Here is a 21208-nt window from a genome sequence, read left to right on the forward strand (position 1 = left end):
GGCTGCGCAAGGCGCTCTGCGCCAATAGCTGCCGTTGAAGTATTGGGACAGCTGGTTTCGCATCAAAAATCCTGGCCGGTTCGAGACAGGGACCCGAACCGGCCCTTTCTTCGTCAGGTCGCTTCGAGCACCATGTTGAGCGGGGTCTGGGCAGCCCGCCGGACACGAGAGAAACCGCCTGACCGGATCACCTCGGCCAGCTGCTTCTCCCCCGCTTGTGCGCCAAGCGCGAGGCCCGTTTCCTGTGCCAGCGATGTGGGAACGCAGATCATGGTCGAGGCCGAGTAGTAGAGCCGTCCGACCGGATTGATATTTTCCTCCAGAGTGTCTCCTGCCATGGGCTCCACGACCATCCAGGTTCCACCGTCTTTCAGCGAATTGCGGATATGCGCCGCCGCGGCCTTTGGATCGCCCATATCGTGCAAGCAGTCGAAGCAAGTGACCAGATCGAAGTCGCGCCCGCCAAAGTCCTGCGCCCGGCCGACCTCAAAATGCAGGTTCGTTAGCCCGTGCGACCGGGCGTGCGCGGTCGCGGCGGCAATCGAGGCCGGATGGAAGTCGTAACCTATGAATCGGGAGTCGGGAAATGCCTGCGCCATCAGGACCGTCGATACCCCGTGCCCACACCCGACGTCGGCCACCGACGCACCCGCCTTCAATTTGTCGACGACTCCGTCAAGCGCCGGCAGCCACTCTTTCACCAGGGCATTGACATAGCCCGGCCGGAACAGGCGCGACACCGCACAGAACAGACAACCTGCTTGATCGCCCCAAGCAACGCCACGCCCGGTCTTGAAAGCCGATTGCACCTTTGGCTGGTTCTCGACCATGGCAGCCGCGGTATCGAACCCGCCAATCAGATTGACCGGGCTGTCGGGTTCCGCAAATACGAATGACTGCTCGGGCGTCAGCGAGAACCGCCCATGTTCATGGTGCACGTAGCCAGATGCTGTCTGCGCCGCCAGCCATTCGCGAACGTAGCGGCGCGCGCATCCTGCGGCATCGGCAAGTTCGTCGGCCTTCGCCGGCCCGATCTCCTTGAGCGTCTTGTACAGGCCCAGCGCATCTCCGATTCGAACCAACGGTACGCTGACTGCACCGCCAAGGTCGCCCAGGATGCGGCCTACCAGTTCATTGAGCGTGGTTTCATTGAGTTGTGTCATGTTGGGTTCCTCCGGATCTTCGGACGGCTTGTAGTCCCGTCAATCCAAGGATGAGACACCCGGTGGGAATGCGCATGATGCGACGGTCCCGCGCAGGCAAGAAAATCAAGCCAAAACCAGGGACAGATGTCCCGCATTTGTGGCCTGCGACGATCTCAATCGGACTGAGACGCTCGCCCTCTGTCGGACAGCGTCATCACGATCGCCTGCGATCGGCTATGCACGCCAAGCTTACTGAAGATCATCGACAATTGGTTGCGCACGGTCTTCACACTTTTGCAAAGGCGTTGCGCGATCGCACGGTTGTCAAGCCCCTCTTTGACCAGATCCAGAAGCGCCGCCTCGGCTGGTGTCAGAGCGGCCTCGCGGATCGCGCGCGGCTGCCTGGGCCGGCCGTGCCCCAGGAAATCGTCAAGTTCGTCCTGGAACACCGACCAGGCTGGCTCGGTCGGCAGGAGAACATGATTCTTGCTTTCAAGCGGTAGGAAGCGCGCTCCAGGGATCGCTGCAGCAAGCTTGCAGCCTTCATCGAACGGCACGCGCATGTCCCCGCGGCTATGCGCGATCAACGTCGGCACGCGGAGTTTTGCCGCGAAGTCCAGTACATCGATCCCCTGCATTTGCCAGAGCAGGCGGGCGGCTACGTCAGCGCTTGCCGTCACGCGCTCCAGATCGCCCCACCAGCGATGCTGTTCGGGTGTCCCGTCCGGGATGAAAAGATTGGTGAAGAACCGACAGAACGCAGGATTTTCGCGTCCCCAGCCAATGCGAACAAAATTGACAAGTGTTTCGGCTTCCAACCGTTCGGCCTCGGTCCGCGCTCGAACTCTCGCACCCTGACCATAGGCGTTCAGGAGCACCAGATGCGACACCCGCTCAGGATGCCGGAGTGCATATGCGATGCTGAGAGCGCCGCCTTGCGAAAGACCCAGCAGAACGAAGCTTGGCTGCCCGATGGTCGCCGTCACTGCGTCCAGGTCTGCGTGCCACGCTTCGATCGAGAGGTCGGCGACATGGCGATCCGATAAACCGCAGCCGCGTGGATCGTAGCGCACGAACTGGTTGCGGGCCGAAAGGGCCTGGAGCCACGGCCGCCAAACCGGACTTTCGAGGTCATAATCGACATGGCTCAACCAGTGCGCCGCCCGCACGATCACCTTTCCCTCCCCGCATGATGCGACAGCGATGCGGGTACCATCCTCGGACGTGCAGAACCGGATATTCTGGCTGAGTTTCATCGCCCAAGAATATCGCAGTGGGGCGCCACGCGACAGACCGGTCTCCGAGGCCGGTTGGTCTCATGATGTCCGTTAGATCCGGCTCGCAATGGCAGGCCCATTTGGGGGCCCCCTACGGGTCGTGGCAGTCGAGCCGCATGGCGCGCCAAAACCAGATGCGCAGGCGCGCGTCTGACGCAAGATCGATACCGTTTCAGAGACAATCCGGTGAAGGAGCGGCGAGAAGCCGCCCTTGCTTCAACCAGATCAGAAGATCGAGTTGGTGATCTCTTTTAGCGGCCCGAGAAGCACCGATCCTTCCGGCACGCCGGCGTCGATCGGGATGGCCTTGCGGTTGCCCGTCGCCACCATGGGCTGACCGATGTCGGCGGTAACGATGACCGGGGTCTTGGAAGGCACGCGATCATAGAGATCGATGATGTCCTGGTTTATAAGGCGTACGCAGCCTGACGAGACCGATTTGCCGATCGAGTTCCATTCCGGCGAGCCATGCAGCCGATAGAGCGTGTCCACGTTGCCCTGGAAAAGATAGAGCGCGCGCGCGCCGAGAGGGTTCTTGAGCCCGCCGGGCATGCCGCCATTGTCGGCGCTGTAAGGCTTTAGTTCCGGCTGCCGAGCGATCATCTCATCCGGCGGTGTCCACTTCGGCCATTTCTGCTTCCACTGGACCACGGCGTCGCCGGACCATTCGAAGCCAGCGCGGCCGAGACCCACACCATAGCGGATGGCCTGGCCGCCTGGGCGCACGAGATAGAGGTGGTGGCCGGTCGTGTCGACGATAAGCGTGCCTGGCTTCTGTCCCGTCGGATCGGGAACGATCTGACGCAGGTACTGTGGATCGATCTTCTGGAACGGTATCGCCGGAAGGTCGAAACCGCCATCGCTGACGGCCGCGTACATCGTCGCATAATCGGGCAGAGGTGGCTCTACATAGGTTGGCGGCGGCGGCTCGACTGGTCCCGGTCCAGTGGTGGCGCATGCGGAAACCGCGATCGAAGCGGCGCCCAATGCAGCGGCGTTCAGGAAGCCGCGACGGCTCAGGCGGTAGGATTCGATTTCGGTTGTGGACATGGTTGCCTTCTTTAGGTCTCAAATCGCAACAAAGCGTGAATACGCCGGCTGCTGCGCGGGTGCCTTACAACACCCGGCGCGATAGGCGGTTCCGATTCTGGCTTGAAGGTGGAAAAAGAAAGGCGAAGCTGTGACTGCGCCGCCACTGTGGCGCCAGGGACACAGGTTTGCGACCTAGCTGCCGGACACCAGAGCTTCGAGGGTTGGCAGGATCAGGGCCGGTGGAAAATCCCGGTATTCCTCGGGCTGGTTGGAACGGTTGATCCATACCGTGCGGAAGCCGAACTTGGTGGCGCCTGCGATGTCCCAGCGATTGGAGGACTGGAAGGAAACCGCGCCGGGGTAGAGCCGCTGGCTGGTGGTGACCATGTCGTAGACCGAGGGATCGGTCTTGAACCGCCGCACCGCATCGACGGAATAGACATCGTCCAAGACCTGGTCGAGCGCGGCGGACTTCACCGCTGCCTCGAGCATTTCCGGCGAGCCGTTGGAGAGGATCGCCAGTCTCGCTCCAGAAGCCTTGAGCGCCTTGAGGACGGCCGGCACCTCGGGATAGCAATCCAGCCGCCAGTAAGCGTCCAGCAGTTTTGCCTTGAGGCTGGGATCGGCCGAGGGGACCTTGCGCAAGGCGAAATCGAGCGCCTGCTCGGTCAATTGCCAGAAATCCGCATAGGCGCCCATCAGCGTCCTCACCCAGGAATATTCGAGCTGCTTGGCGCGCCAGATCTCGGACAGCAACTGGCCGTCTGGTCCGATCTGATCGGCATGACGGCGAACGGCCGCATGCACGTCGAACAAAGTGCCGTAGGCGTCGAAAACATAGGTGGCGTATTGCATGGCAACAGTTTTGAGGCGAGGCGAGGCGAGGTGCAAGCTTTGATTGTGCTGCGCCTGTCGCTGGCCTCAACAAAACTCCTCGATGCCGGTTGACGCCGCCCGCCAAAGCATCTTCCAATGGCTGTCACACGAGACCGATTGAGACGGGACAACGCGATGACACTGGCGGCAGCGGCACAATCCGCGACATGGACTTTCGTCGATGGTGATTGGTACGAGGGCAATGTCGCCATTCTTGGGCCGCGCAGCCACGCCATGTGGCTTGGCACCAGCGTGTTCGACGGCGGCCGCTGGTTCGAAGGCGTGGCGCCGGATCTAGAGCTCCATGCCGCCAGGGTGAACTCTTCGGCGATTGCGCTTGGCCTCAAGCCGTCCGTGACCGCCGACAGGATCGTCGGGCTGACATGGGATGGGTTGAAGAAGTTTGATGGCAAGACAGCCGTCTACATCAGGCCGATGTACTGGGCCGAGCATGGCGGCTACATGGGCGTGCCGGCCGATCCGGCGTCGACCCGGTTTTGCCTTTGCCTCTATGAATCGCCGATGATCCCACCCACCGGCTTTTCGGTGACCGTGTCGCCGTTCCGGCGCCCGACCATCGAAACCATGCCGACCAACGCCAAGGCCGGCTGCCTCTATCCCAACAACGGCCGTGCCATTCTCGAAGCCAAGATGCGTGGTTTTGACAACGCGTTGGTGCTCGACATGCTGGGCAACGTCGCCGAGACCGGAACCTCGAACATCTTCCTGGTCAAGGACAGCCATGTCTTCACGCCGGCGCCGAACGGCACCTTCCTGTCCGGCATCACCCGCTCGCGGACGATGACACTGCTTGGCGAGTATGGGTTCAAGACGACTGAAAAGACGCTGTCGGTGCGCGATTTCCTCGAAGCGGACGAGATTTTTTCGACCGGAAACCATTCCAAGGTGGTGCCGATCACGCGTATCGAGGATCGCAATCTGCAGCCCGGGCCGGTGGCCAAGAAGGCGCGCGAGCTCTATTGGGATTGGGCGCATTCGACGCCGACTGGCTGACGCGTCCGGCTGGGCCTTTTGTCGCTGCGTGGTTCGTTGCGGAAAACCGTGTGACAGTTTTCCGCAACCCGCTTAGAAAGGGAACTGGCGCTTCATTCCGGAGTTGTTCCAGCTCAATCCAGACCTATCTTAATCCGGTATCGACACCGGATTTTTCCACGAGGGAGTATCATCCATGGCTTTTGAATTGCCCGCTCTGCCTTACGACTACGAGGCCTTGCAGCCTTACATGTCGAAAGAGACGCTGGAATATCACCATGACAAGCACCACAAGGCCTATGTCGACAACGGCAACAAGCTGGCCGCTGAGGCTGGCATGGGCGATCTTTCGGTCGAAGAGGTGGTCAAGCAGTCGTTCGGCAAGAATGCCGGCCTGTTCAACAATGCCGCCCAGCACTACAACCACATCCATTTCTGGAAGTGGATGAAGAAGGGCGGCGGCGGCAACAAATTGCCGGGTGCCCTGCAGAAGGCGGTCGACAGCGATCTCGGCGGCTATGACAAGTTCAAGGCCGACTTCATCGCCGCCGGCACGACGCAGTTCGGTTCAGGCTGGGCCTGGGTTTCGGTCAAGGACGGCAAGCTGGCGATCTCGAAGACGCCGAATGGCGAAAACCCGCTCGTTCATGGCGCGACGCCGATCCTCGGCGTCGATGTCTGGGAACATTCCTACTACATCGACTATCGCAACGCCCGCCCGAAATATCTCGAAGCGTTCGTCGACAGCCTGATCAACTGGGACCATGTCCTCGAGCTTTACGAAAAGGCCAAGGCCTGATCGATTTGCAGAAAAGCCCCGGCACACCGGGGCTTTTCTTTTTCCAGCGTCGGGCGGTCGATGCAGAATTGCGCCCGGCAAAATCCGGCAATCAATAGGGAATATTCACGCCGTCCTGGCCGTTATCGTTCCGTCCCCTTCATCATGGAGCCAAATGAATGAGAAAGCTTGTCATCGCCATCTCTATGCTCGGCCTCGTCGGTTCGGCGGCTTTTGCCGACCCGATCCTCGATCGGCAGGCTCTGATGAAGGAACGTGGGAAGATTGCCGGCGGATTGTCGAAAGTGGTCAACGGCCAGGAGCCCTTCGAGGCAGCGGCGGTGCTAACGGCGTTGCAGGCGCTTCAGGCGAATGCCGAGAAGTTGGATATTGACGCTCTTTTCCCGGCGGGCAGCGACGCTGGCGATACCACGGCTGCTCCCAAGATCTGGGAAGACATGGCCGGCTTCAAGGCGGTTCACGCCAAGTATCTCGCTGACGTCAAGGCTGCGGTCGCAGCCGCTCCTGCCGATGTCGACGCTTTGAAGGCGCAGTTCGACACCCTCGGCTCCGATTGCGGCACCTGCCATCAGACCTACAGGATCAAAAAAGGCTAATCGCGGGCAATGCCCTTGCTGAAGAAACTCGTCGGCGCCGCCCTTATCCTGGGTGGCGTCGGTGCTGTTGCCGGATGGCTGCTGTCGGCGCCGGTCAAGCTCGACGCTGAAACCCTGGCGCAGCTCGGCCCCGGCGATGCGGCCAGGGGCAAGCGCATTTTCAATGCCGGCGGCTGTACGTCATGTCATGCCAAGCCTGGTTCCCAGAGTGATGCCCGACTTCAACTGGTCGGCGGTCTCCAACTCAAGACGCCGTTCGGCACCTTCGTGCCGCCCAACATTTCGCAGGACGCCAAGGATGGCATCGGCGCCTGGTCGGTGGAAGACCTTGCCAATGCCATGCTGAAGGGCGTCTCGCCTTCGGGCGAGCATTTCTACCCGGCGTTTCCCTACCCGTCCTACGCACGTATGAGGCCCGCCGACATTGCCGATCTCTACGCCTTCCTGAAGACGCTTCCGGCGGTTGCCGGCAAAGCGCCAGGTCACTCGTTGAGTTTTCCCTTCAACATCCGTCGCGGTCTCGGCTTGTGGAAACGGCTCTATTTGAGCAAGGAGCCGGTGATCGCTTTCCCTGAGGGCACGCCGGCTCCGGTGATGGCTGGCCGCTATCTGGTCGAGGGACCGGGCCATTGCGGCGAATGCCACACGCCGCGCGCCTTCACCGGCGGCACCAAGAAGAGCGAATGGCTGGCTGGCGCGGCGGCGGCTGAAGGCAACGGTATCGTGTCGAACATCACCTCGGGCGAGGGCGGCATCGGAAAATGGTCTGAAGCCGACATAGCCAACTATCTTGAAACCGGCTTTACGCCGGAGTTCGATTCCGCGAGCGGTGCCATGGTCGATGTACAAAAGAACATGGCCGAGCTGACTCCGGACGATCGCGCGGCGATCGCCGCTTATCTGAAGGCCATACCGCCGCATCCCAACGGCTACCAGGCTCGCAGGAAGACGGCGAACTGATTTTCGATTACGGGTGGCGGTCGCCGAGGAAATCGAAGCCGGTTTCGAAGAAATGATTGTAGTCGCAGGTCAATTCCTCGCCGGGCGCAATGTCACGCAACGCATAGGTCTCCTCGGGCGAGGAGACATCGCAATTTGGATCGTCGTCGTGGTTCATGTAACGCGCGTCGTCGGCTTCGAAGACGATGTAGTTCGGGTCGCGTCGGTCGGGATAGGAATAGCGGTCGAGATAGGCTTTGACCGGCCCGGTTTCGTTCTCGTAGGTCTCGACCTTGATACGCCGGTCATATTTGGGATCGAGCTTCCAGATCAGCGCGCCGCTGGGAATGTGGGCCTTGGCAAAGACACCGATGCCCTGGATGGGCGATTTGTCGAGATAGACGTCGACGAGCAGCATGGCAGACCCTTACGAGATTGATGATTGGGCGGCGCGGCTTTGAAAAAAGCCGCGCCTTGGGTAGCGCGCGACTATCGCAATTGCGAGCGGAAAATCAGCTCAAAAGGTTGTGTTCGACAAGGTGCGCCCTGCCTGCAACCTTGAGCGCGAAGGCATAGGTATAGGCGATTTCCTCGAGCCTGGAAAACCGGCCGGATGCGCCGGCATGGCCGGAATCCATGTTGATCTTGAACAGCACCGGATTGCTGCCGCTTTTGCGCTCGCGCAGCCGCGCCACCCATTTGGCCGGTTCCCAATAGGTGACACGCGGGTCGGTGAGGCCGGCCAGCGCCAGGATCGGCGGATAGTCGAGCGCTGCGACATTGTCATAGGGCGAATAGGCGGCGATTGTCCGGTAGTCATCGGCTGACGCGATCGGATTGCCCCATTCCGGCCACTCCGGCGGTGTCAGCGGCAGGCTGGCGTCAAGCATGGTGGTGAGCACATCGACGAAGGGCACCTCGGCGATAATGCCGCCGAAGCTTTCCGGCGCCATGTTGGCGATGGCGCCCATCAGCATGCCGCCGGCCGAACCGCCTTGTGCGATGATGCGGTCGTGGGACGTGTAGCGTTCCAGGACCAGATGGCGCGCGACGGCGATAAAATCGGTGAACGTGTTCATCTTGTTCTCCCGCTTGCCGTCGTCGTACCAGCCATAGCCCTTGTCCTTGCCGCCGCGGACGTGAGCGATGGCAAAGACAAAACCACGGTCGACCAGCGAGAACCAGTTGGTGTTGAACGCGGCCGGCACGGTGATGCCATAGGAACCGTAGCCATAGAGCAGGCAAGGGGCGGATCCATCCAGCGGCGTGTCGCGGTGGTGCAAAAGCGAGATAGGCACCAGTTCGCCATCGGCGGCAGGCGCCATCAGCCGCCTCGTGACGTAGAGATCCGGGTCGTGGCCTGAGGGCACTTCCTGGGTCTTCAGCAGCACCCGCTCGCGGGTGCGCATGTTGTAGTCGAACACCTGCGCCGGCGTCGTCATCGACGAGTAGGAAAAGCGCATGATCTCGGTGTCGTACTCATAGGAGCCTGACAGGCCGAGCGAGAAGGCCTCCTCGTCGAGAGACAGATGATGCTCCTCGCCGCTGTTGCGGTCATGCACGACGATGCGCGGCAGGCCCTCCTTGCGTTCGAGCCGCACCATGTGGTCCTTAAAGCCGATCACCGACAGGATCAGCCGGCCCGGCTCGTGCGGCACCAGCTCCTGCCAGTTGGCGCGAACCGGATCGCTCGCCGGCGCCGACATGATCTTGAAATCCTTGGCGCCGTCGGCATTGGTCAGGATGAAGAAGATGTCGCCGCCTTCTTCCAAATCGTACTGAAGCCCAATCTCGCGTGGCGAGACCAGCTTGGGTTCGGCAAACGGATCGCTGGCGCTCAACAGACGATATTCCGAAGTCTCGTGATCGTTGATGCCGATCATGATCCATTCGTTGGAACGCGTGCCGCCGACATTCATGAAGAAGCCGGGGTCGGTCTCCTCGTAGATCAGCCGGTCGCGGTCGGGGCTGTCTCCAAGCGCATGGAACAGCACCTTGGACGGGCGATGATTGGGATCGAGGCGGGTGTAGAAGAAGCCGTTATTGCCGGCATTCCAGACACCGGAGCCGCCGGTGTCGGGGATCTGGTCCGCAAGCTCCTTGCCGGCGGCAAGGTCGCGCACACGCAGCGTGTAGAATTCGGACCCCTTGTCGTCGAATGCCCATAGCAGTTTGCGATGGTCGGCCGAATGATCGACGCCACCGAGACGGAAATAGGCCTTGCCTTCGGCCTCGGCGTCGCCGTCGAGCAGGATCTGCTCGACACCGCCATCGCGCGGCATTCGGAAATAACGCGGCTGCTCACCGCCGAGCTTGAAGGATGAACCGTAGGCATAGGGGCCATCCTTCATCGGTACGGAAGAATCGTCTTCCTTGATGCGGCCCTTCATTTCCTTGAAAAGCTGCTTTTGCAGTTCGACCGTGTCGGCCATCAGCTTCGACTGGTAGGCGTTCTCGGCCTCGAGTTCCGCGCGAATCCCGGCATCGAGCAATGACGGATCCCTGAACATCTCCTGCCAGTTGTCGGCGCGCAGCCAGGCATAGTCATCGGTTCGCGTGATGCCGTGGTGGGTGTCGGACACTGGCCGTTTCTCGGGTACTGGCGGGCTGACGATCGGAAATGCGGAAGTCTTGGTCATTGCGTCTCGCTTTGGAAGTATCTTGAATGGCGAATGAACACGTCGATCAGCGCGGGTTCAAGAGCCGCAGCCTATCGGTTGTGTCGGCTCCGGGAGATGGGCCGGGAGGAGAGATGATGACGATTTGTTCTCGGATTGCTGAGGCTCTCGCCGTTGCTTCGCTGGCTCTGGCTTCTGTCGGCCAGTCTCATGCGACCGTATTCGCGGCTTGGCAAGTGGCCAATGTGCCGTTCGGCGACACGCTCAATGTGCGCAAATATCCCTCGGGGACATCCCAGAAACAGGCGGCATACCCGAACGGGACCGTTCTGCAGATGACTGGACGATGCACCGGTGGGGTAAATCTGCTCGACATCGCCAATCAACCGGCGTGGCAGCAGGAACAGAAGGTTCGCTATCGCTGGTGCGAAGTTTGGCATGATCCGGCCAAGAACGGCGACTTCGTGACCGGCTGGGCCTATGGCAAGTACATCGCCCCCTATTGATTGACTGGCACCGCAGGCATGTCGCCTGATTGCTTGCCCGCGGCAGACATGCGGCAACCTGTGGTTTTGTCGAGAGATGCGAGCAACCAAGGTTGCCCGTGCGATGACCAAGCAAAATCAAGCATTGAAACTTGCTTAGTGAGTTATCGCGAATGTAACGCATAGCTGACCTAACGTCAGCCGTTGCTCGTTTGGCGGGGGAAATATCGAGAAATTACATGGCGCACGAAAGATTGAAGCTGATCCGCGAACAATTGATCTACATCGTGCAATATAGCGCAACGGGAGAATTGACTTACTTGGTCCGCGGGCTCATTGATGTGCCCGCGACACGAATCGCAGAAATTCTACCTGCACGAAATTCGTGCTATGCCCTGTCTGCTAAAAAAAGGGCGCGGACCGAAGTAACACCTGTTGGGGCCTGAAGACCATGGATATTGTCGAAACACCTTCCAGAAACAGCGATGCGCTGATCGAGTTGACCGCCGATGTGGTGGCCGCCTATGTCAGCAACAATCCGGTGCCGGTCGGCGAATTGCCGAACCTGATCGCCGATGTCCATGCCGCGCTTGGGCGCGTGGGCGGAACCGCCGAACAGCCGCCCGCGGACAAGCAAAAGCCGGCTGTCAACCCGAAGCGCTCGGTTCATGACGACTACATCGTTTGCCTCGAAGACGGCAAGAAGTTCAAGTCGCTGAAGCGCCATTTGATGACCCACTATGACCTGACGCCCGATCAGTATCGCGAAAAGTGGAATCTCGATCCGACCTATCCGATGGTTGCTCCCAATTACGCCGCAGCCCGGTCCCAGCTTGCCAAGAAGATGGGTCTCGGCCGCAAGCGCAAGGCGCGCTAATCGCTGCTTGCCAGATCGGATCGATCCCAACGGCGCCTTTGGGCGCCGTTTGATTTTCAAGGCGGTCGGCAAGACGGGGTGAAGAGGCCGAACTCGGCGGATGGTCAGGCGGCCTGCTTGAGCGCTGCCTCGGCGTCGCGCTTGATGCGCTTGACCATCGAGCGAAGACCATTGGCGCGCTGCGGCGAAAGGTGTTCGTCGAGACCGAGCTCCCTCAATGTGGCCTCCGCGTCGGTTTTCTCTATCTCGCTGGCGGTCCTTCCGGAAAACAGCGCCAGCATGATCGCCACCAGCCCACGCACGATATGGGCGTCCGAATCGCCGGTGAAGGTGATGACGGGATCGGTTCCCGGCCCCTGTTCGGTGGTCAGCCAGACCTGGCTGACGCAGCCAGGCACCTTGTTGGCGGCGTTGCGCTCCTCGTCCGGAAATGGCGGCAGCGCCTCGCCCAATTCGATCACATAGCGGTATCGGTCTTCCCAGTCCTCAAGGAACGAGAAGTCGTCGCGGATCGTCTGGATCGTGGTCGTCATCACCCGGATATAGTCACGCAACAGTGCCGCGTCACGGAAAAAACAAGGACACCGCGGGCGACGAGAGGGCAGACAACCCGCGGTGCGCCGTCGAGACGGCTCAATTCTGCGCCCGCAAGTTGACTGTGTCGGGCAAGACGATTTCTTCCGGCACGCTGCCGGTCGTCGTCGACGTGTCAGGACCCGCGGCGGATTTGTCGTCCAGCATCGCGGCCGCGATCTTGGCTGTTTCCTTGGCGCGGGCGGTGATGGTGTGCATCGCCGACTTGCCGGTTTCACAGACATCGGGCTTGCGCTCGCAAATCCCGGCGATGTCGCCAACTGCCTCGCGTGCCGCGAACAAGGCCTGGATCGGCCCAACGCTTTCGTGACCCGACTCGTCGGAACCGACACTCAGTGGCAGCGCCAGCAACACCAGCGAAAACCAGAAAGCCATTCTTATCAGGAAGAACATGCCTTGCCTCTCGTCGTGACCGGATCATGCATCCATATGGCATGACCTCTTTTGTAGGCGGGATATTGGCACACAGCCGCAAAGGACGGCTTGCAGGCAAAGCGAGAATTTTCCTCAAATTTTAGGCAAATTCGAAACGAACCGTTTTGCAATCGATTTGATTCAGATCCGAATGATCTTCTTTACCTAATAGAAACCATCTATCCATCTGTTTTACAATGGTTTTCCGCAAAATGGCAGGGCGCCGGCGCGAGCTTTCATCGACGGACAGGTCGCGTCACTGAATAACCCTCCGTTTACTATGGCTGCATTTGCCCGGGCTTTCAGCCGTCGGCATCCCGATATTTGCCGCAGGCCGGGCCTTGGTCGGCCCTGCCTTATCCATTCCTTAAACGCTGGATGCGAATTTCAGAACCAACCAGAACAATCTGCAAAGCAGAGCTGTCCACGACGAGTGCGAGTGCATTGAGTTGAGTTCAATAAAGGCCAGATACGTTGAATTGCCTGGCGCGATGGCCGCTGGCTGCGAACGTATGGTTCATCCGTCCATCGTTGGACAGAGCGACCGCGAGCGCCAGCGCCGCTTCATCGGCGTCATGCTGGCTGCTCCTTTCTTTGCCGCGGGCGCCGCGGTCACGCTGGTCACTTCGGGCATGGGCGCCGCAGTGACCGTAGCCGCCATCTTTGCAGCCTTTGGTCTATGCTGGTTCATCGCCTTGCTGGTGGCGGCGACCGGCAAGATGGCTGTGGCGGCTCAGGTCGCCCTGGCGATAGCGGGCCTTGCCCTTGGCAGCCTGATCGCCGCCGCCGGCGGACTGAGCTCTCCTGTCGCCATGCTTGTCGTGGCGCTGCCGTTCGAAGCCTGGTGGATCGGTGCCTCGCGGCGCGCGGCGCTGTGGGGAGCCGTGTCGGCAGCGGTCGCCATTCTGGCTCAACCTCTGGCCGTTGCCGTGTTCCCGTTCGCAGGGGCGCAGATCGCCCCATGGCACTGGCTGCTGCCATTGGCCTGGGCGCTCACGCTGGTTCCGCGCATTTCGGCACTTCGCGACACGGCCGGCGCGGCGGATGTCGCGGACACGGCTGACCGGCTCGAAGACATCATCAATGCGGTGGTCCTGCGCGTCGCCCGCCATGGCGAGGTGCTGGACGCTTCCGCGAAGGCGCGTACGCTCTTGAAGCTGCCGCCTGAACTGTTGTCCGGAAACGGCCTCTTCGACCGCATCCACCTGTCGGATCGCGTCTCCTATCTCAGCGCATTGGCCGATATGCGCGACGGCGCGTTGTCGCGCCGGCTCGAATTGCGCATCAGGCTGCCTCAGAATGGCAACGGCCAGGCGGCCGACAACTATCGGCCGTTCTCGCTTGAACTGGTGCGGGGCGAAGAGAAGGTCGACGTCTTCACGCTTGTGCTGCGCGAGAATGACGAGATCGCCCGGCTGCGTGAGGATTTCGCGGCGGCCAATGAGGCGGCCGCGTCCGCCGAGGTGGCGAAGGGACGTTTCCTGGCAGTGGTGAGCCATGAATTGCGCACGCCGTTGAATGCCATCATCGGCTTCTCGGATATGCTGCTGCACGAGATGTTCGGTGCCTTCAAGGATCCGCGCCAGAAGGAATATGTCGGCCTGGTGAGGGATTCGGGCCAGCACCTGCTTGCTGTCGTGACCTCGATACTCGACGTGTCCAGGATTGAATCGGGCGTCTACGCGACCGAGCCCGAGCCGTTCCGGTTCTCGGAAGCGGTCGACATGTGCCAGTCCATGATGCGGCTGCAGGCGCAGGCCAAAAACATCGATCTGCAAGCGCAGATCGCGCCGGATGCGGGCGACATCAATGCTGATCGGCGTGCCGTGCAGCAGATGCTCATCAATCTCGTCTCCAATGCGATCAAGTTCACGCCGGAGGGCGGCGATGTCGTCATTGGCGCCAAGCGGATCGGTTCGCGCCTGCATTTCTGGGTCAGGGACACCGGCATCGGCATCGCTGAAGAGGATTTCGCCAATCTCGGCAAGCCGTTCATGCAGATCCAGAACGACTATACCCGCCGTTTCGAGGGGACGGGTCTCGGCCTTTCGTTGGTGAAGGGCCTGGTGGCGCTACACGACGGCACGATGACCATCGAGAGCATGCCGGGCGAAGGCACCACGGTGACCATCAGCCTGCCGGTGAACGGACCGAAGGGGCGCCTGGCGGAGAAGGCCGGAGTGCTGACGATGCCGTTGGCCATGGGGAAAGAGGACAGAAATGGCTCGCTCCGCAAAACAGCCTAAGGCGGTCAAGCGTCGCAGCAGCGCCTTTCAGGATGGCGCGGTCGCGGTCGGTGGCATGATTTCGCGCAATCCTGTCTTGGTGGGCGGCTCGACGGCATTCCTGGTGACGCTGTTCTACGTTTCCGCGAACGCGTTGTGGTACCAGCCTTTCCCGCACGCCGGCGCATTCTTCGCGACGCGCAGCATCGAGGGTTTTCCGCATGCGGCGGCCGACGAACCGGAGACGACATTCAACATCGTGCGGCCAGGTGCTTCGCCGGCACCGGTCAAGGCTGATCCGGTGGTCGGGCAGGTGCAGGGCATACTGAAGGATCTCGATTTCTATTCCGGCACGGTCGACGGCATTTCAGGACCCAACACGCGCAAGGCCATCCAGGCCTATCAGCAGAAGGTCGGGCTCGACGCGTCCGGCGAGATCGACGCGCTGCTGCTGGATCAACTGGGCGCGACGCCGAAAACCGCTTCCGTCGTGCCGAGACCGCAACCACGCCCGGATACGCCGGCCGCCGTTCCGGTGTCCTTGCAGACAAATACCGGGCAGACGGGTCAGGCGAATGCGGCCCAGACGAATGCCTCGACGCAGGGACCCGATCCCCGCATCGTCAAGATCCAGGCCGGGCTCAAGGCATTCGGCAATGACGACATGCAACTGGACGGCGTCGTTGGCGCCCGCACCAAGGCGGCGATCAAGGAATTCCAGTCACTGTTCGGGCTGCCGCAGACCGGCGAGCCCGATGAGATCGTCTACGTCAAGATGCGCGAGATCGGCCTGACCAACTGACGGCTGAAACGACGGCTCGCCGAGCGCCGGAAATACCGATAGATAGCCCGCACGCCTTCCGGAGTTATCTCATGCGCGTCACATCGGATCTGTGGGTCTCGGCCCTGTTGCGCCGAGTTTTCGGCGCCGGCGGATTTGCCGCCGTGGTCAAACGCGGCGCAACCGAAGCCGGCGCTGTTTTCGTCCTGGCGCGCGGCAGGTCGGGAGACATTGCCCTGTTCGGGCCGGCACCGCAGACGAGTTACGATTCGGCAAAGCCCGACGACCGCTTCTTCAGCCTTCTCGGCACCGGCGATGATGCCGTCGTGTTCGACGCGAGATTGGAAAGGGAAAAGAAGTTCGATCCCGATATCTGGGTGGTCGAGATCGAGGCCGGTGCCGTTCCCGTCGAGGAGCTTATTTCCGTAAAGACGCCCTGAGGCCGGACAAGGCCGCCTCATCGTCATTGTTCGATGCCTTGCGGGTATCGTTGTTTGCGGGCGCGGCCTCGCGCACCAGTTTCGAAAGGGTTTCGGCCTTCCAGAGCCGTACCTTGTCGACGGCCGCATCGCGATGCAGCAGGCGGTAGCGGTCGAGGAAGGTGCGGATCGCTTGCGGATGCGGGAACTGGCTGGGATAGACGGCAACCGTGATCAGAAATGCCCGGTCCTCGCTGAGATCGAGCGAGCGCAGTGCCGCGAGCAGCGACGCGTAGTTCTGGTTGGCGGTAAGCGATCGCGCGGTCGAGAAATCGATGTCGAGCGCGTCGGCGAGCGCGGTCTGGAAGAATGCGGCGTTTCCCGTCAGCGCTGTTTCGCGCAATTTCTTATAAGTGTCCGTGCCCGTGAAAGCACCGGCCTTTTGCGCCGCCGCCTCGTCGCCAATGCGCATCATGGACCGCAGCCTGCGCCGTGCATTTTCGGCGGCAATGCCGGGCAACTGTTCTCTCGTGACGTTGCCGGAGGCGGCCTCCGGGATCGCCGGCGTGATCTGGTTCGTGGCGTTCGCGTCCGGATCCCGCACCCGCACCAGGGTTGGCCGTTCAAGCACCCTGATCAGATCGGCAATGGTCGGGTTCAGATCCTTGCGGCGCGCAATGGCGCGCGCGTGGGGCAGGCCATGCCGCCCGATCAGCGCGATGAGATCGATGTCGCTGACAGCGCGCGAGCGAATGAGCAGGGGGGCGGCAATGTCGACCGGTTCCTCGCAGAGACGACGCACCAACGCGGCGGGGGCATATTCGCATTCGGAAAGGGCGGCTGCGACATAACGGCGTGATTCGACGGATACATTGTCGAACAGCGGTAGCGTCAGGTCCTCGAGCTGGCCGATCTCACGGCGTGACGGGCGGGTGAGCGAGCAGAACGCCGACACCGCGGCGCGAAACAGCCTTTCGGCCTTTCCCGATTCCGTTCGTACCGCGATTTGCCTGAAGTCCGAAGATGACACGAAGGATACGCCCGATACTCGACACAGACCTAGCCATGCTCGACCGGGACCATGTCGGTCGAGCGATTGCCAAGAACAAAGATCAAGTTAGCGATGATCCGTTAGCGCTCCGTTAACCCTCTGCCCTCCTTAATGACATTTGGAGGCGTTGCGTTGTGCTCCGGGGAAACCGAGAGGAATGCGCGAATCATGGGCATGGTACTGTCTTTCGTGCCGCGAACGGCACCAAGCAATCGCATAAAGCAAACCGCCGAAATGCCGGCGGCGGTGATCATCTTTCCCGGCATCCGCTACGAGCGGTCTCATGCCGGCGAAGTGCGGCCGGTCGATCCCGACAAGCCGGGCCCGCCGCGGACGAAGCCGGTCCCGCATCATTGAAGCGCGTCGTGTTCGAACGGATTTGGGCGCCGCGTTTTTGATGTTTGTTTCGCGCATGTGAGGTCCCAAAACCGGGGCCACCTTTGGGCGACACGCACTAGAAGTCCTGCAATTCGCAGGAACTCTGCTCGAAAAAGCGCGACACGATCGGCTTCCAGCTGTCGTCCGGCACGAAAGCGCGGATGACGAAGATGCCTTCCTCGATCGGCGCTTCGACGAAAATCGCTCCCTGCAGGTCCTCGGGAAGGTCCTTGCGCACGTCGATCATCTGCGCCGGCGTCAGCACGACGGCATCCAGCACGCCGCCGGTCGCCGTGTGGTCGTTGAAGGAATAGATGTTGTGGCCGCTGCGGTCATAGACGGACACCGACCAGAACGGGACGTGTCCCGGCGCCTTGATCCGCACCATCCCTTCGCCCAGGTCGAACCGGCAAGCCGTGGCATAAAACAGCGGGTCGACGGATTTCACCACCGGCGCGCCGCCGGCTTCGGCATCGAGCCGCGTCATCTTGTAGAGGTCCGAGGCCATGGACAGCCGCGACCAGGCGTCGCGTTCGGAGAATTCAGGCACCAGCAGCAGCACGATGATGTGCACGATGCCGGCGCCGACGAGGCCGAGCAGGACGGCATGCAGAAGCCTGCGCATCGCGGCATAGAAACTACGCATCGCAGCCGACTTTCACGATACGCGGCAGCGAAACATCCGACAGGCCGGTGCTGCTGGCGATCGGCGTGTCATAGAATGTCAGCACGAAATACATTCTGCCAAAACCGTCGGTCAGCAGCCAGTTGCCCGGCATCGGGTGATGGCTGGCGGAAATGATCACCGAATTGTCGGGTTGGCGCAGCACCCCATAGGATTGCAGCGCCGCAAGCCGCGGTTTGCCGGTTTCGACCACGCCGAGCGATTGGTCGGCGGCATAAAGCGTCCAGAATCGCGCCGTCGGAAATCCGCCCTCGATCGTGTAGGTGCATTCGCGCTTGAGTTCGCCGCCGCTCGCGTCGCGCTCCGCGACGAAGGACAGCCCTTCGGCGCGGCCGAGCGCAAGCACGCCTTCGCGCGCCACGCGAGCCTTCGAATAGGGGTCGGCGGACGGCGTGCCGATGTCGGGAAAGGCCGTCCATTGGCCGATCCTGATTGCGCCGACGCCATCCTGGATTTTGAGCGCATACCAGACGCTGCCGCCACCGCCGCCGATGGCTATGGCAAGCGAAAGCAGCGTCAGCAAAGCATTCTTGAGCATGAAGGGCCAGGGACACGAAAAGTTGCCGCCCGGGGATATCGCGGCGCGGGGCCTTGTGGCAAGCGGCCCGATGGATTTGCCCATATCCGCCCAGGCCCGCCGGGCAATATTACAGCGCCGACAGCGTCTCCGGCGATGTCGGTGCAGCAAGGGTGGGTGCCGACTGGAACAGCCTGGTCATGTCCCTCAATGTCTGCGTGGTCCGGCTGGAGAGCACCGCTGGCCGTTCCGCGGCCGCATCGGCCGCCGCCTGCTCGTCGCTCTTCTTCTGCGCTTCCTCGGCCTTGGCAGCGACCTCCTCGTCGACGAAGGGTTTGTCGATGCCTGGGATCGGCTTGAGGTCTATGTTTTGGTGCGCGTAGACCATCAGGCGCTGCCACACCATCGCCGGCAGCGAGCCGCCGGTCATGTTCTTGGTCGGCGTGAAATCGTCATTACCCAGCCATACGGCCGCCGTGTAGTTGCCGGTGAAGCCGACAAACCAGGCGTCGCGGTAGGACTGGGTCGTGCCGGTCTTGCCGGCGACGACGATGTTGGGGATTTGAGCCCGCCGCGCGGTGCCCATCACCGGCACCGCGGCGAGCATGGTATTCATCGATTTGAGCGCCTGCTCGGACAGCACCCGGTGCGGCGGCGGCGCGTCCTTGGCGAAGTCGTAGACCACGTCGCCGGTGCGGGTGACGAGCTGCGTGATGCCGTGCCGGGAGCCGACGAAACCGTTCTGGGCGAACACGCTGTAGCCCGTCGCCTGGTCCATCACGGTCATGCCGGAGGTGCCGAGCACCATCGTCTTGTGTGCTTCGAGCGGCGACTCAACGCCCATCGCCTCGGCCATCGCCTTGATCGGCGCGATACCGAGATGGTCTTTGGCCAGCCGCACCGGCACGGTATTGATCGATTTGGCCATCGCCATGATCAGGGTGATGTTGCCCGCCGATTCGCCACTGTAATTGTGGGGCGACCAGTTGCCCCAGCTGATCGGGCCGCCGGAAATGATGGAGTTGGGCGTGAAGCCGTGTTCCATCGCGGTTGCATAGACATAGGGTTTGAACGACGAGCCGGTCTGGCGCAACGCCTTGGTGGCGCGGTTGAACTGGCTGGTGCCATAGTCGCGGCCGCCGACGATCGCCCTGACGGCGCCGTTGGTCTCGATGACGACGACCGCGCCCTCGGTGACGTTGTACTCCTTGCCGAACTGGCGCAGGTGGAACTCCACCGATTCTTCCGCCGCCTTCTGGATGTTGGCATCGAAGGTGGTGTGGGCAACGAGCGAATGCTGCCCCGGTTTCGCGATCTTCTTGACCTCGTCGAACGCCCAGTCGAGGAAGTAGTCGGGGCTCTTCTGCTCGCCGCGATCAACCACATCGGCCGGATGCAGTCTTGCCTGCAGCACCTGGCCTTCGGTCATGAAGCCGGAATCGACAAGATTGGACAACACCACATTGGCGCGCGCACGTGCCGCCGGCAGATTGATGTGGGGAGCATATTTGGTCGGCGCCTTGAACAGACCGGCCAGCATCGCGGCCTCGGCGAGGTTCAGATCCTTGACGCTCTTGCCGAAATAGAAATCGGCGGCCGCCTCGATGCCGAACGTGCCGCCGCCCATATAGGCGCGGTCGAGATAGAGCTGCAGGATTTCCTTTTTCGACAGATTGGCCTCGAGCCACAGCGACAGGAACGCTTCCTTGATCTTGCGCTCGAACGTGCGCTCATTGGTGAGGAACAGGTTCTTGGCCAGCTGCTGGGTGATGCTCGAGCCGCCCTGGACGACCGAGTTGGCCCGCACATTCTCGAATATCGCACGCGAAAGACCCAGAACATCGATGCCGTAGTGATCGAAGAAGCGGCGATCCTCGGTGGCGAGCACTGCCTTGATGACGTGATCGGGCATCTCGTCGACCGGCACCGAATCGCGCTGGATGATGCCGCGCTGGCCGATTTCGTTACCGTAGCGGTCGAGGAAGGTGACGGCGAAGTCGCCCTGGGCGCGCCAGTCGCCGGCCGTGTCCTGGAAAGCCGGGATGGCCAGCGCCAGCATGACCACAATGCCGCCGGCGCCCAGCGTAAAGCCTTCGCTCAACAGTTCGATGATGCCGCGACGCCAGCCGGTGACGCGGAAGCGCCGCGAGAAGATCGTCGCGGCTTCCCAGAACTGGCGCGCCTTGAAACCTATCTCGTAGAGCGAGGAATCAATCCATGCGTCGAGCGCCAGCAGCCAAGCGGCGATCGGACCTCTTCTCTTGCGCGGTTCAGGACTGGCCATTCAAAAACCCGGCGAGCAAGGCGCGCCACCTGAAAACCGCAAGTCGGCAATTTCACGGCGGCGTGCCGTCACGACTATTCATCCATTTTGCGGACACCCACAAGGGCGGCGAGGACACAGCTGCACGGTTTGTTGGCGGGCAGGGCAGGGGGAGGCATGAATGGCGACCGCCCGCCACAACAATGCGCCTTGAGCTGGCTGGATCGAGGACGGCGCGCTCAGC

The 21208-nt window shown here is 61.6% G+C and carries 22 protein-coding genes; 10 read left to right on the plus strand and 12 right to left on the minus strand.

All coding sequences use genetic code 11. The annotated features are described in order from the left end of the window. Nucleotides 1–113: 113 nt before the first annotated feature. From BLS48_RS09095 to BLS48_RS09110, 4 genes are all read right to left on the minus strand, one after another. Complete coding sequence (locus BLS48_RS09095) at nucleotides 114–1163, minus strand: class I SAM-dependent methyltransferase (protein WP_091576974.1); 1050 nt, start codon at nucleotides 1161–1163, stop codon at nucleotides 114–116. Between the two features lie 155 nt (nucleotides 1164–1318). Then, the gene (locus tag BLS48_RS09100) at nucleotides 1319–2401 is read right to left on the minus strand and encodes an alpha/beta fold hydrolase (protein ID WP_091576976.1); all 1083 of its coding nucleotides are present in this window, start codon (nucleotides 2399–2401) and stop codon (nucleotides 1319–1321) included. Nucleotides 2402–2647: 246 nt separating this feature from the next. Further along, complete coding sequence (locus tag BLS48_RS09105) at nucleotides 2648–3472, minus strand: L,D-transpeptidase (RefSeq protein ID WP_091576978.1); 825 nt, start codon at nucleotides 3470–3472, stop codon at nucleotides 2648–2650. A gap of 174 nt (nucleotides 3473–3646) precedes the next feature. Then, entirely contained in the window at nucleotides 3647–4309 is a 663-nt protein-coding gene (locus BLS48_RS09110; RefSeq protein ID WP_091576979.1) for a haloacid dehalogenase type II, read from the minus strand. 156 nt (nucleotides 4310–4465) lie between these two features. Here BLS48_RS09110 and BLS48_RS09115 point away from each other — a divergent pair, with 156 nt between their 5' ends. From BLS48_RS09115 to BLS48_RS09130, 4 genes are all read left to right on the plus strand, one after another. Next, nucleotides 4466–5344: a branched-chain amino acid aminotransferase gene (locus BLS48_RS09115; protein ID WP_091576981.1), complete on the plus strand. Its 879-nt coding sequence runs from the start codon at nucleotides 4466–4468 to the stop codon at nucleotides 5342–5344. A 175-nt stretch (nucleotides 5345–5519) separates the two neighbouring features. After that, nucleotides 5520–6122: a superoxide dismutase gene (locus BLS48_RS09120; RefSeq protein ID WP_091576982.1), complete on the plus strand. Its 603-nt coding sequence runs from the start codon at nucleotides 5520–5522 to the stop codon at nucleotides 6120–6122. Nucleotides 6123–6280: 158 nt separating this feature from the next. Continuing rightward, a complete protein-coding gene (locus BLS48_RS09125; RefSeq protein WP_091576984.1) occupies nucleotides 6281–6718 on the plus strand; it encodes a c-type cytochrome in 438 nt (145 codons plus the stop codon). 9 nt (nucleotides 6719–6727) lie between these two features. After that, on the plus strand, nucleotides 6728–7678 hold the full coding sequence (locus BLS48_RS09130; RefSeq protein WP_091576986.1) for a cytochrome c: 951 nt from the start codon (nucleotides 6728–6730) through the stop codon (nucleotides 7676–7678). A gap of 7 nt (nucleotides 7679–7685) precedes the next feature. Here BLS48_RS09130 and BLS48_RS09135 read toward each other — a convergent pair whose 3' ends face one another. Both BLS48_RS09135 and BLS48_RS09140 read right to left on the minus strand, forming a co-directional pair. Then, on the minus strand, nucleotides 7686–8075 hold the full coding sequence (locus tag BLS48_RS09135; RefSeq protein ID WP_091576987.1) for an SET domain-containing protein: 390 nt from the start codon (nucleotides 8073–8075) through the stop codon (nucleotides 7686–7688). Between the two features lie 94 nt (nucleotides 8076–8169). Continuing rightward, on the minus strand, nucleotides 8170–10296 hold the full coding sequence (locus BLS48_RS09140) for a S9 family peptidase (RefSeq protein ID WP_091576989.1): 2127 nt from the start codon (nucleotides 10294–10296) through the stop codon (nucleotides 8170–8172). 116 nt (nucleotides 10297–10412) lie between these two features. On the opposite strand from BLS48_RS09140, the gene BLS48_RS09145 reads away from it, so the two are divergent. Then, a complete protein-coding gene (locus BLS48_RS09145; RefSeq protein WP_091577544.1) occupies nucleotides 10413–10781 on the plus strand; it encodes an SH3 domain-containing protein in 369 nt (122 codons plus the stop codon). A gap of 430 nt (nucleotides 10782–11211) precedes the next feature. Continuing rightward, nucleotides 11212–11637 (plus strand): Ros/MucR family transcriptional regulator, encoded by a 426-nt coding sequence (locus BLS48_RS09150; RefSeq protein WP_091576990.1) that lies wholly within the window; start codon nucleotides 11212–11214, stop codon nucleotides 11635–11637. 104 nt (nucleotides 11638–11741) lie between these two features. Here the strand turns inward: BLS48_RS09150 and BLS48_RS09155 are convergent, their stop codons facing one another. Together BLS48_RS09155 and BLS48_RS09160 are read right to left on the minus strand one after the other, a co-directional pair. Next, nucleotides 11742–12170: a SufE family protein gene (locus BLS48_RS09155; RefSeq protein ID WP_091576992.1), complete on the minus strand. Its 429-nt coding sequence runs from the start codon at nucleotides 12168–12170 to the stop codon at nucleotides 11742–11744. 100 nt (nucleotides 12171–12270) lie between these two features. Further along, nucleotides 12271–12624: a DUF5330 domain-containing protein gene (locus BLS48_RS09160; protein WP_091576993.1), complete on the minus strand. Its 354-nt coding sequence runs from the start codon at nucleotides 12622–12624 to the stop codon at nucleotides 12271–12273. Nucleotides 12625–13157: 533 nt separating this feature from the next. On the opposite strand from BLS48_RS09160, the gene BLS48_RS09165 reads away from it, so the two are divergent. The 3 genes from BLS48_RS09165 (at nucleotide 13158) to BLS48_RS09175 (ending at nucleotide 16091) form a co-directional block, all read left to right on the plus strand. Continuing rightward, nucleotides 13158–14891 (plus strand): PAS domain-containing sensor histidine kinase, encoded by a 1734-nt coding sequence (locus BLS48_RS09165; protein ID WP_091577546.1) that lies wholly within the window; start codon nucleotides 13158–13160, stop codon nucleotides 14889–14891. Next, nucleotides 14866–15672 carry a peptidoglycan-binding domain-containing protein gene (locus tag BLS48_RS09170; protein WP_091576995.1) on the plus strand — a complete coding sequence of 269 codons (807 nt, stop codon included), beginning with the start codon at nucleotides 14866–14868 and terminating at the stop codon, nucleotides 15670–15672. Before BLS48_RS09165 ends, BLS48_RS09170 begins: the two co-directional genes overlap by 26 nt. A 71-nt stretch (nucleotides 15673–15743) precedes the next feature. Then, complete coding sequence (locus BLS48_RS09175; RefSeq protein ID WP_091576997.1) at nucleotides 15744–16091, plus strand: DUF1491 family protein; 348 nt, start codon at nucleotides 15744–15746, stop codon at nucleotides 16089–16091. Here the strand turns inward: BLS48_RS09175 and BLS48_RS09180 are convergent. Next, the gene (locus BLS48_RS09180) at nucleotides 16069–17100 is read right to left on the minus strand and encodes a DUF2336 domain-containing protein (protein WP_091576998.1); all 1032 of its coding nucleotides are present in this window, start codon (nucleotides 17098–17100) and stop codon (nucleotides 16069–16071) included. The genes BLS48_RS09175 and BLS48_RS09180 overlap by 23 nt on opposite strands. A gap of 189 nt (nucleotides 17101–17289) precedes the next feature. On the opposite strand from BLS48_RS09180, the gene BLS48_RS09185 reads away from it, so the two are divergent. Further along, on the plus strand, nucleotides 17290–17478 hold the full coding sequence (locus BLS48_RS09185; protein WP_091577000.1) for a hypothetical protein: 189 nt from the start codon (nucleotides 17290–17292) through the stop codon (nucleotides 17476–17478). A gap of 97 nt (nucleotides 17479–17575) precedes the next feature. On the opposite strand, the gene BLS48_RS09190 is transcribed toward BLS48_RS09185, so the two are convergent. The 3 genes from BLS48_RS09190 to BLS48_RS09200 all read right to left on the minus strand — a co-directional run bounded on the left by BLS48_RS09190 (nucleotide 17576) and on the right by BLS48_RS09200 (nucleotide 20985). Continuing rightward, nucleotides 17576–18145 carry a DUF1254 domain-containing protein gene (locus BLS48_RS09190; protein WP_091577002.1) on the minus strand — a complete coding sequence of 190 codons (570 nt, stop codon included), beginning with the start codon at nucleotides 18143–18145 and terminating at the stop codon, nucleotides 17576–17578. Continuing rightward, complete coding sequence (locus tag BLS48_RS09195) at nucleotides 18138–18722, minus strand: DUF1214 domain-containing protein (protein ID WP_091577547.1); 585 nt, start codon at nucleotides 18720–18722, stop codon at nucleotides 18138–18140. The genes BLS48_RS09190 and BLS48_RS09195 overlap by 8 nt, the downstream gene beginning before the upstream one ends. Nucleotides 18723–18831: 109 nt before the next feature. Further along, a complete protein-coding gene (locus BLS48_RS09200; protein ID WP_091577003.1) occupies nucleotides 18832–20985 on the minus strand; it encodes a transglycosylase domain-containing protein in 2154 nt (717 codons plus the stop codon). Between the last annotated feature and the right edge of the window lie 223 nt (nucleotides 20986–21208).

Source organism: Mesorhizobium qingshengii (assembly GCF_900103325.1).
Lineage (GTDB): Bacteria > Pseudomonadota > Alphaproteobacteria > Rhizobiales > Rhizobiaceae > Mesorhizobium > Mesorhizobium qingshengii.

Bases quoted from the DNA above. Each gene is read 5' to 3' on its own strand.
- BLS48_RS09105 (WP_091576978.1), bottom strand. From the start codon at position 3,472: ATGTCCACAACCGAAATCGAATCCTACCGCCTGAGCCGTCGCGGCTTC.
- BLS48_RS09185 (WP_091577000.1), top strand. From the start codon at position 17,290: ATGGGCATGGTACTGTCTTTCGTGCCGCGAACGGCACCAAGCAATCGC.
- BLS48_RS09165 (WP_091577546.1), top strand. From the start codon at position 13,158: ATGGTTCATCCGTCCATCGTTGGACAGAGCGACCGCGAGCGCCAGCGC.
- BLS48_RS09190 (WP_091577002.1), bottom strand. From the start codon at position 18,145: ATGCGTAGTTTCTATGCCGCGATGCGCAGGCTTCTGCATGCCGTCCTG.
- BLS48_RS09130 (WP_091576986.1), top strand. From the start codon at position 6,728: ATGCCCTTGCTGAAGAAACTCGTCGGCGCCGCCCTTATCCTGGGTGGC.
- BLS48_RS09200 (WP_091577003.1), bottom strand. From the start codon at position 20,985: ATGGCCAGTCCTGAACCGCGCAAGAGAAGAGGTCCGATCGCCGCTTGG.
- BLS48_RS09110 (WP_091576979.1), bottom strand. From the start codon at position 4,309: ATGCAATACGCCACCTATGTTTTCGACGCCTACGGCACTTTGTTCGAC.
- BLS48_RS09150 (WP_091576990.1), top strand. From the start codon at position 11,212: ATGGATATTGTCGAAACACCTTCCAGAAACAGCGATGCGCTGATCGAG.
- BLS48_RS09100 (WP_091576976.1), bottom strand. From the start codon at position 2,401: ATGAAACTCAGCCAGAATATCCGGTTCTGCACGTCCGAGGATGGTACC.
- BLS48_RS09195 (WP_091577547.1), bottom strand. From the start codon at position 18,722: ATGCTCAAGAATGCTTTGCTGACGCTGCTTTCGCTTGCCATAGCCATC.
- BLS48_RS09125 (WP_091576984.1), top strand. From the start codon at position 6,281: ATGAGAAAGCTTGTCATCGCCATCTCTATGCTCGGCCTCGTCGGTTCG.
- BLS48_RS09095 (WP_091576974.1), bottom strand. From the start codon at position 1,163: ATGACACAACTCAATGAAACCACGCTCAATGAACTGGTAGGCCGCATC.
- BLS48_RS09140 (WP_091576989.1), bottom strand. From the start codon at position 10,296: ATGACCAAGACTTCCGCATTTCCGATCGTCAGCCCGCCAGTACCCGAG.
- BLS48_RS09170 (WP_091576995.1), top strand. From the start codon at position 14,866: ATGGCTCGCTCCGCAAAACAGCCTAAGGCGGTCAAGCGTCGCAGCAGC.
- BLS48_RS09135 (WP_091576987.1), bottom strand. From the start codon at position 8,075: ATGCTGCTCGTCGACGTCTATCTCGACAAATCGCCCATCCAGGGCATC.
- BLS48_RS09145 (WP_091577544.1), top strand. From the start codon at position 10,413: ATGACGATTTGTTCTCGGATTGCTGAGGCTCTCGCCGTTGCTTCGCTG.
- BLS48_RS09175 (WP_091576997.1), top strand. From the start codon at position 15,744: ATGCGCGTCACATCGGATCTGTGGGTCTCGGCCCTGTTGCGCCGAGTT.
- BLS48_RS09160 (WP_091576993.1), bottom strand. From the start codon at position 12,624: ATGTTCTTCCTGATAAGAATGGCTTTCTGGTTTTCGCTGGTGTTGCTG.
- BLS48_RS09120 (WP_091576982.1), top strand. From the start codon at position 5,520: ATGGCTTTTGAATTGCCCGCTCTGCCTTACGACTACGAGGCCTTGCAG.
- BLS48_RS09155 (WP_091576992.1), bottom strand. From the start codon at position 12,170: ATGACGACCACGATCCAGACGATCCGCGACGACTTCTCGTTCCTTGAG.
- BLS48_RS09115 (WP_091576981.1), top strand. From the start codon at position 4,466: ATGACACTGGCGGCAGCGGCACAATCCGCGACATGGACTTTCGTCGAT.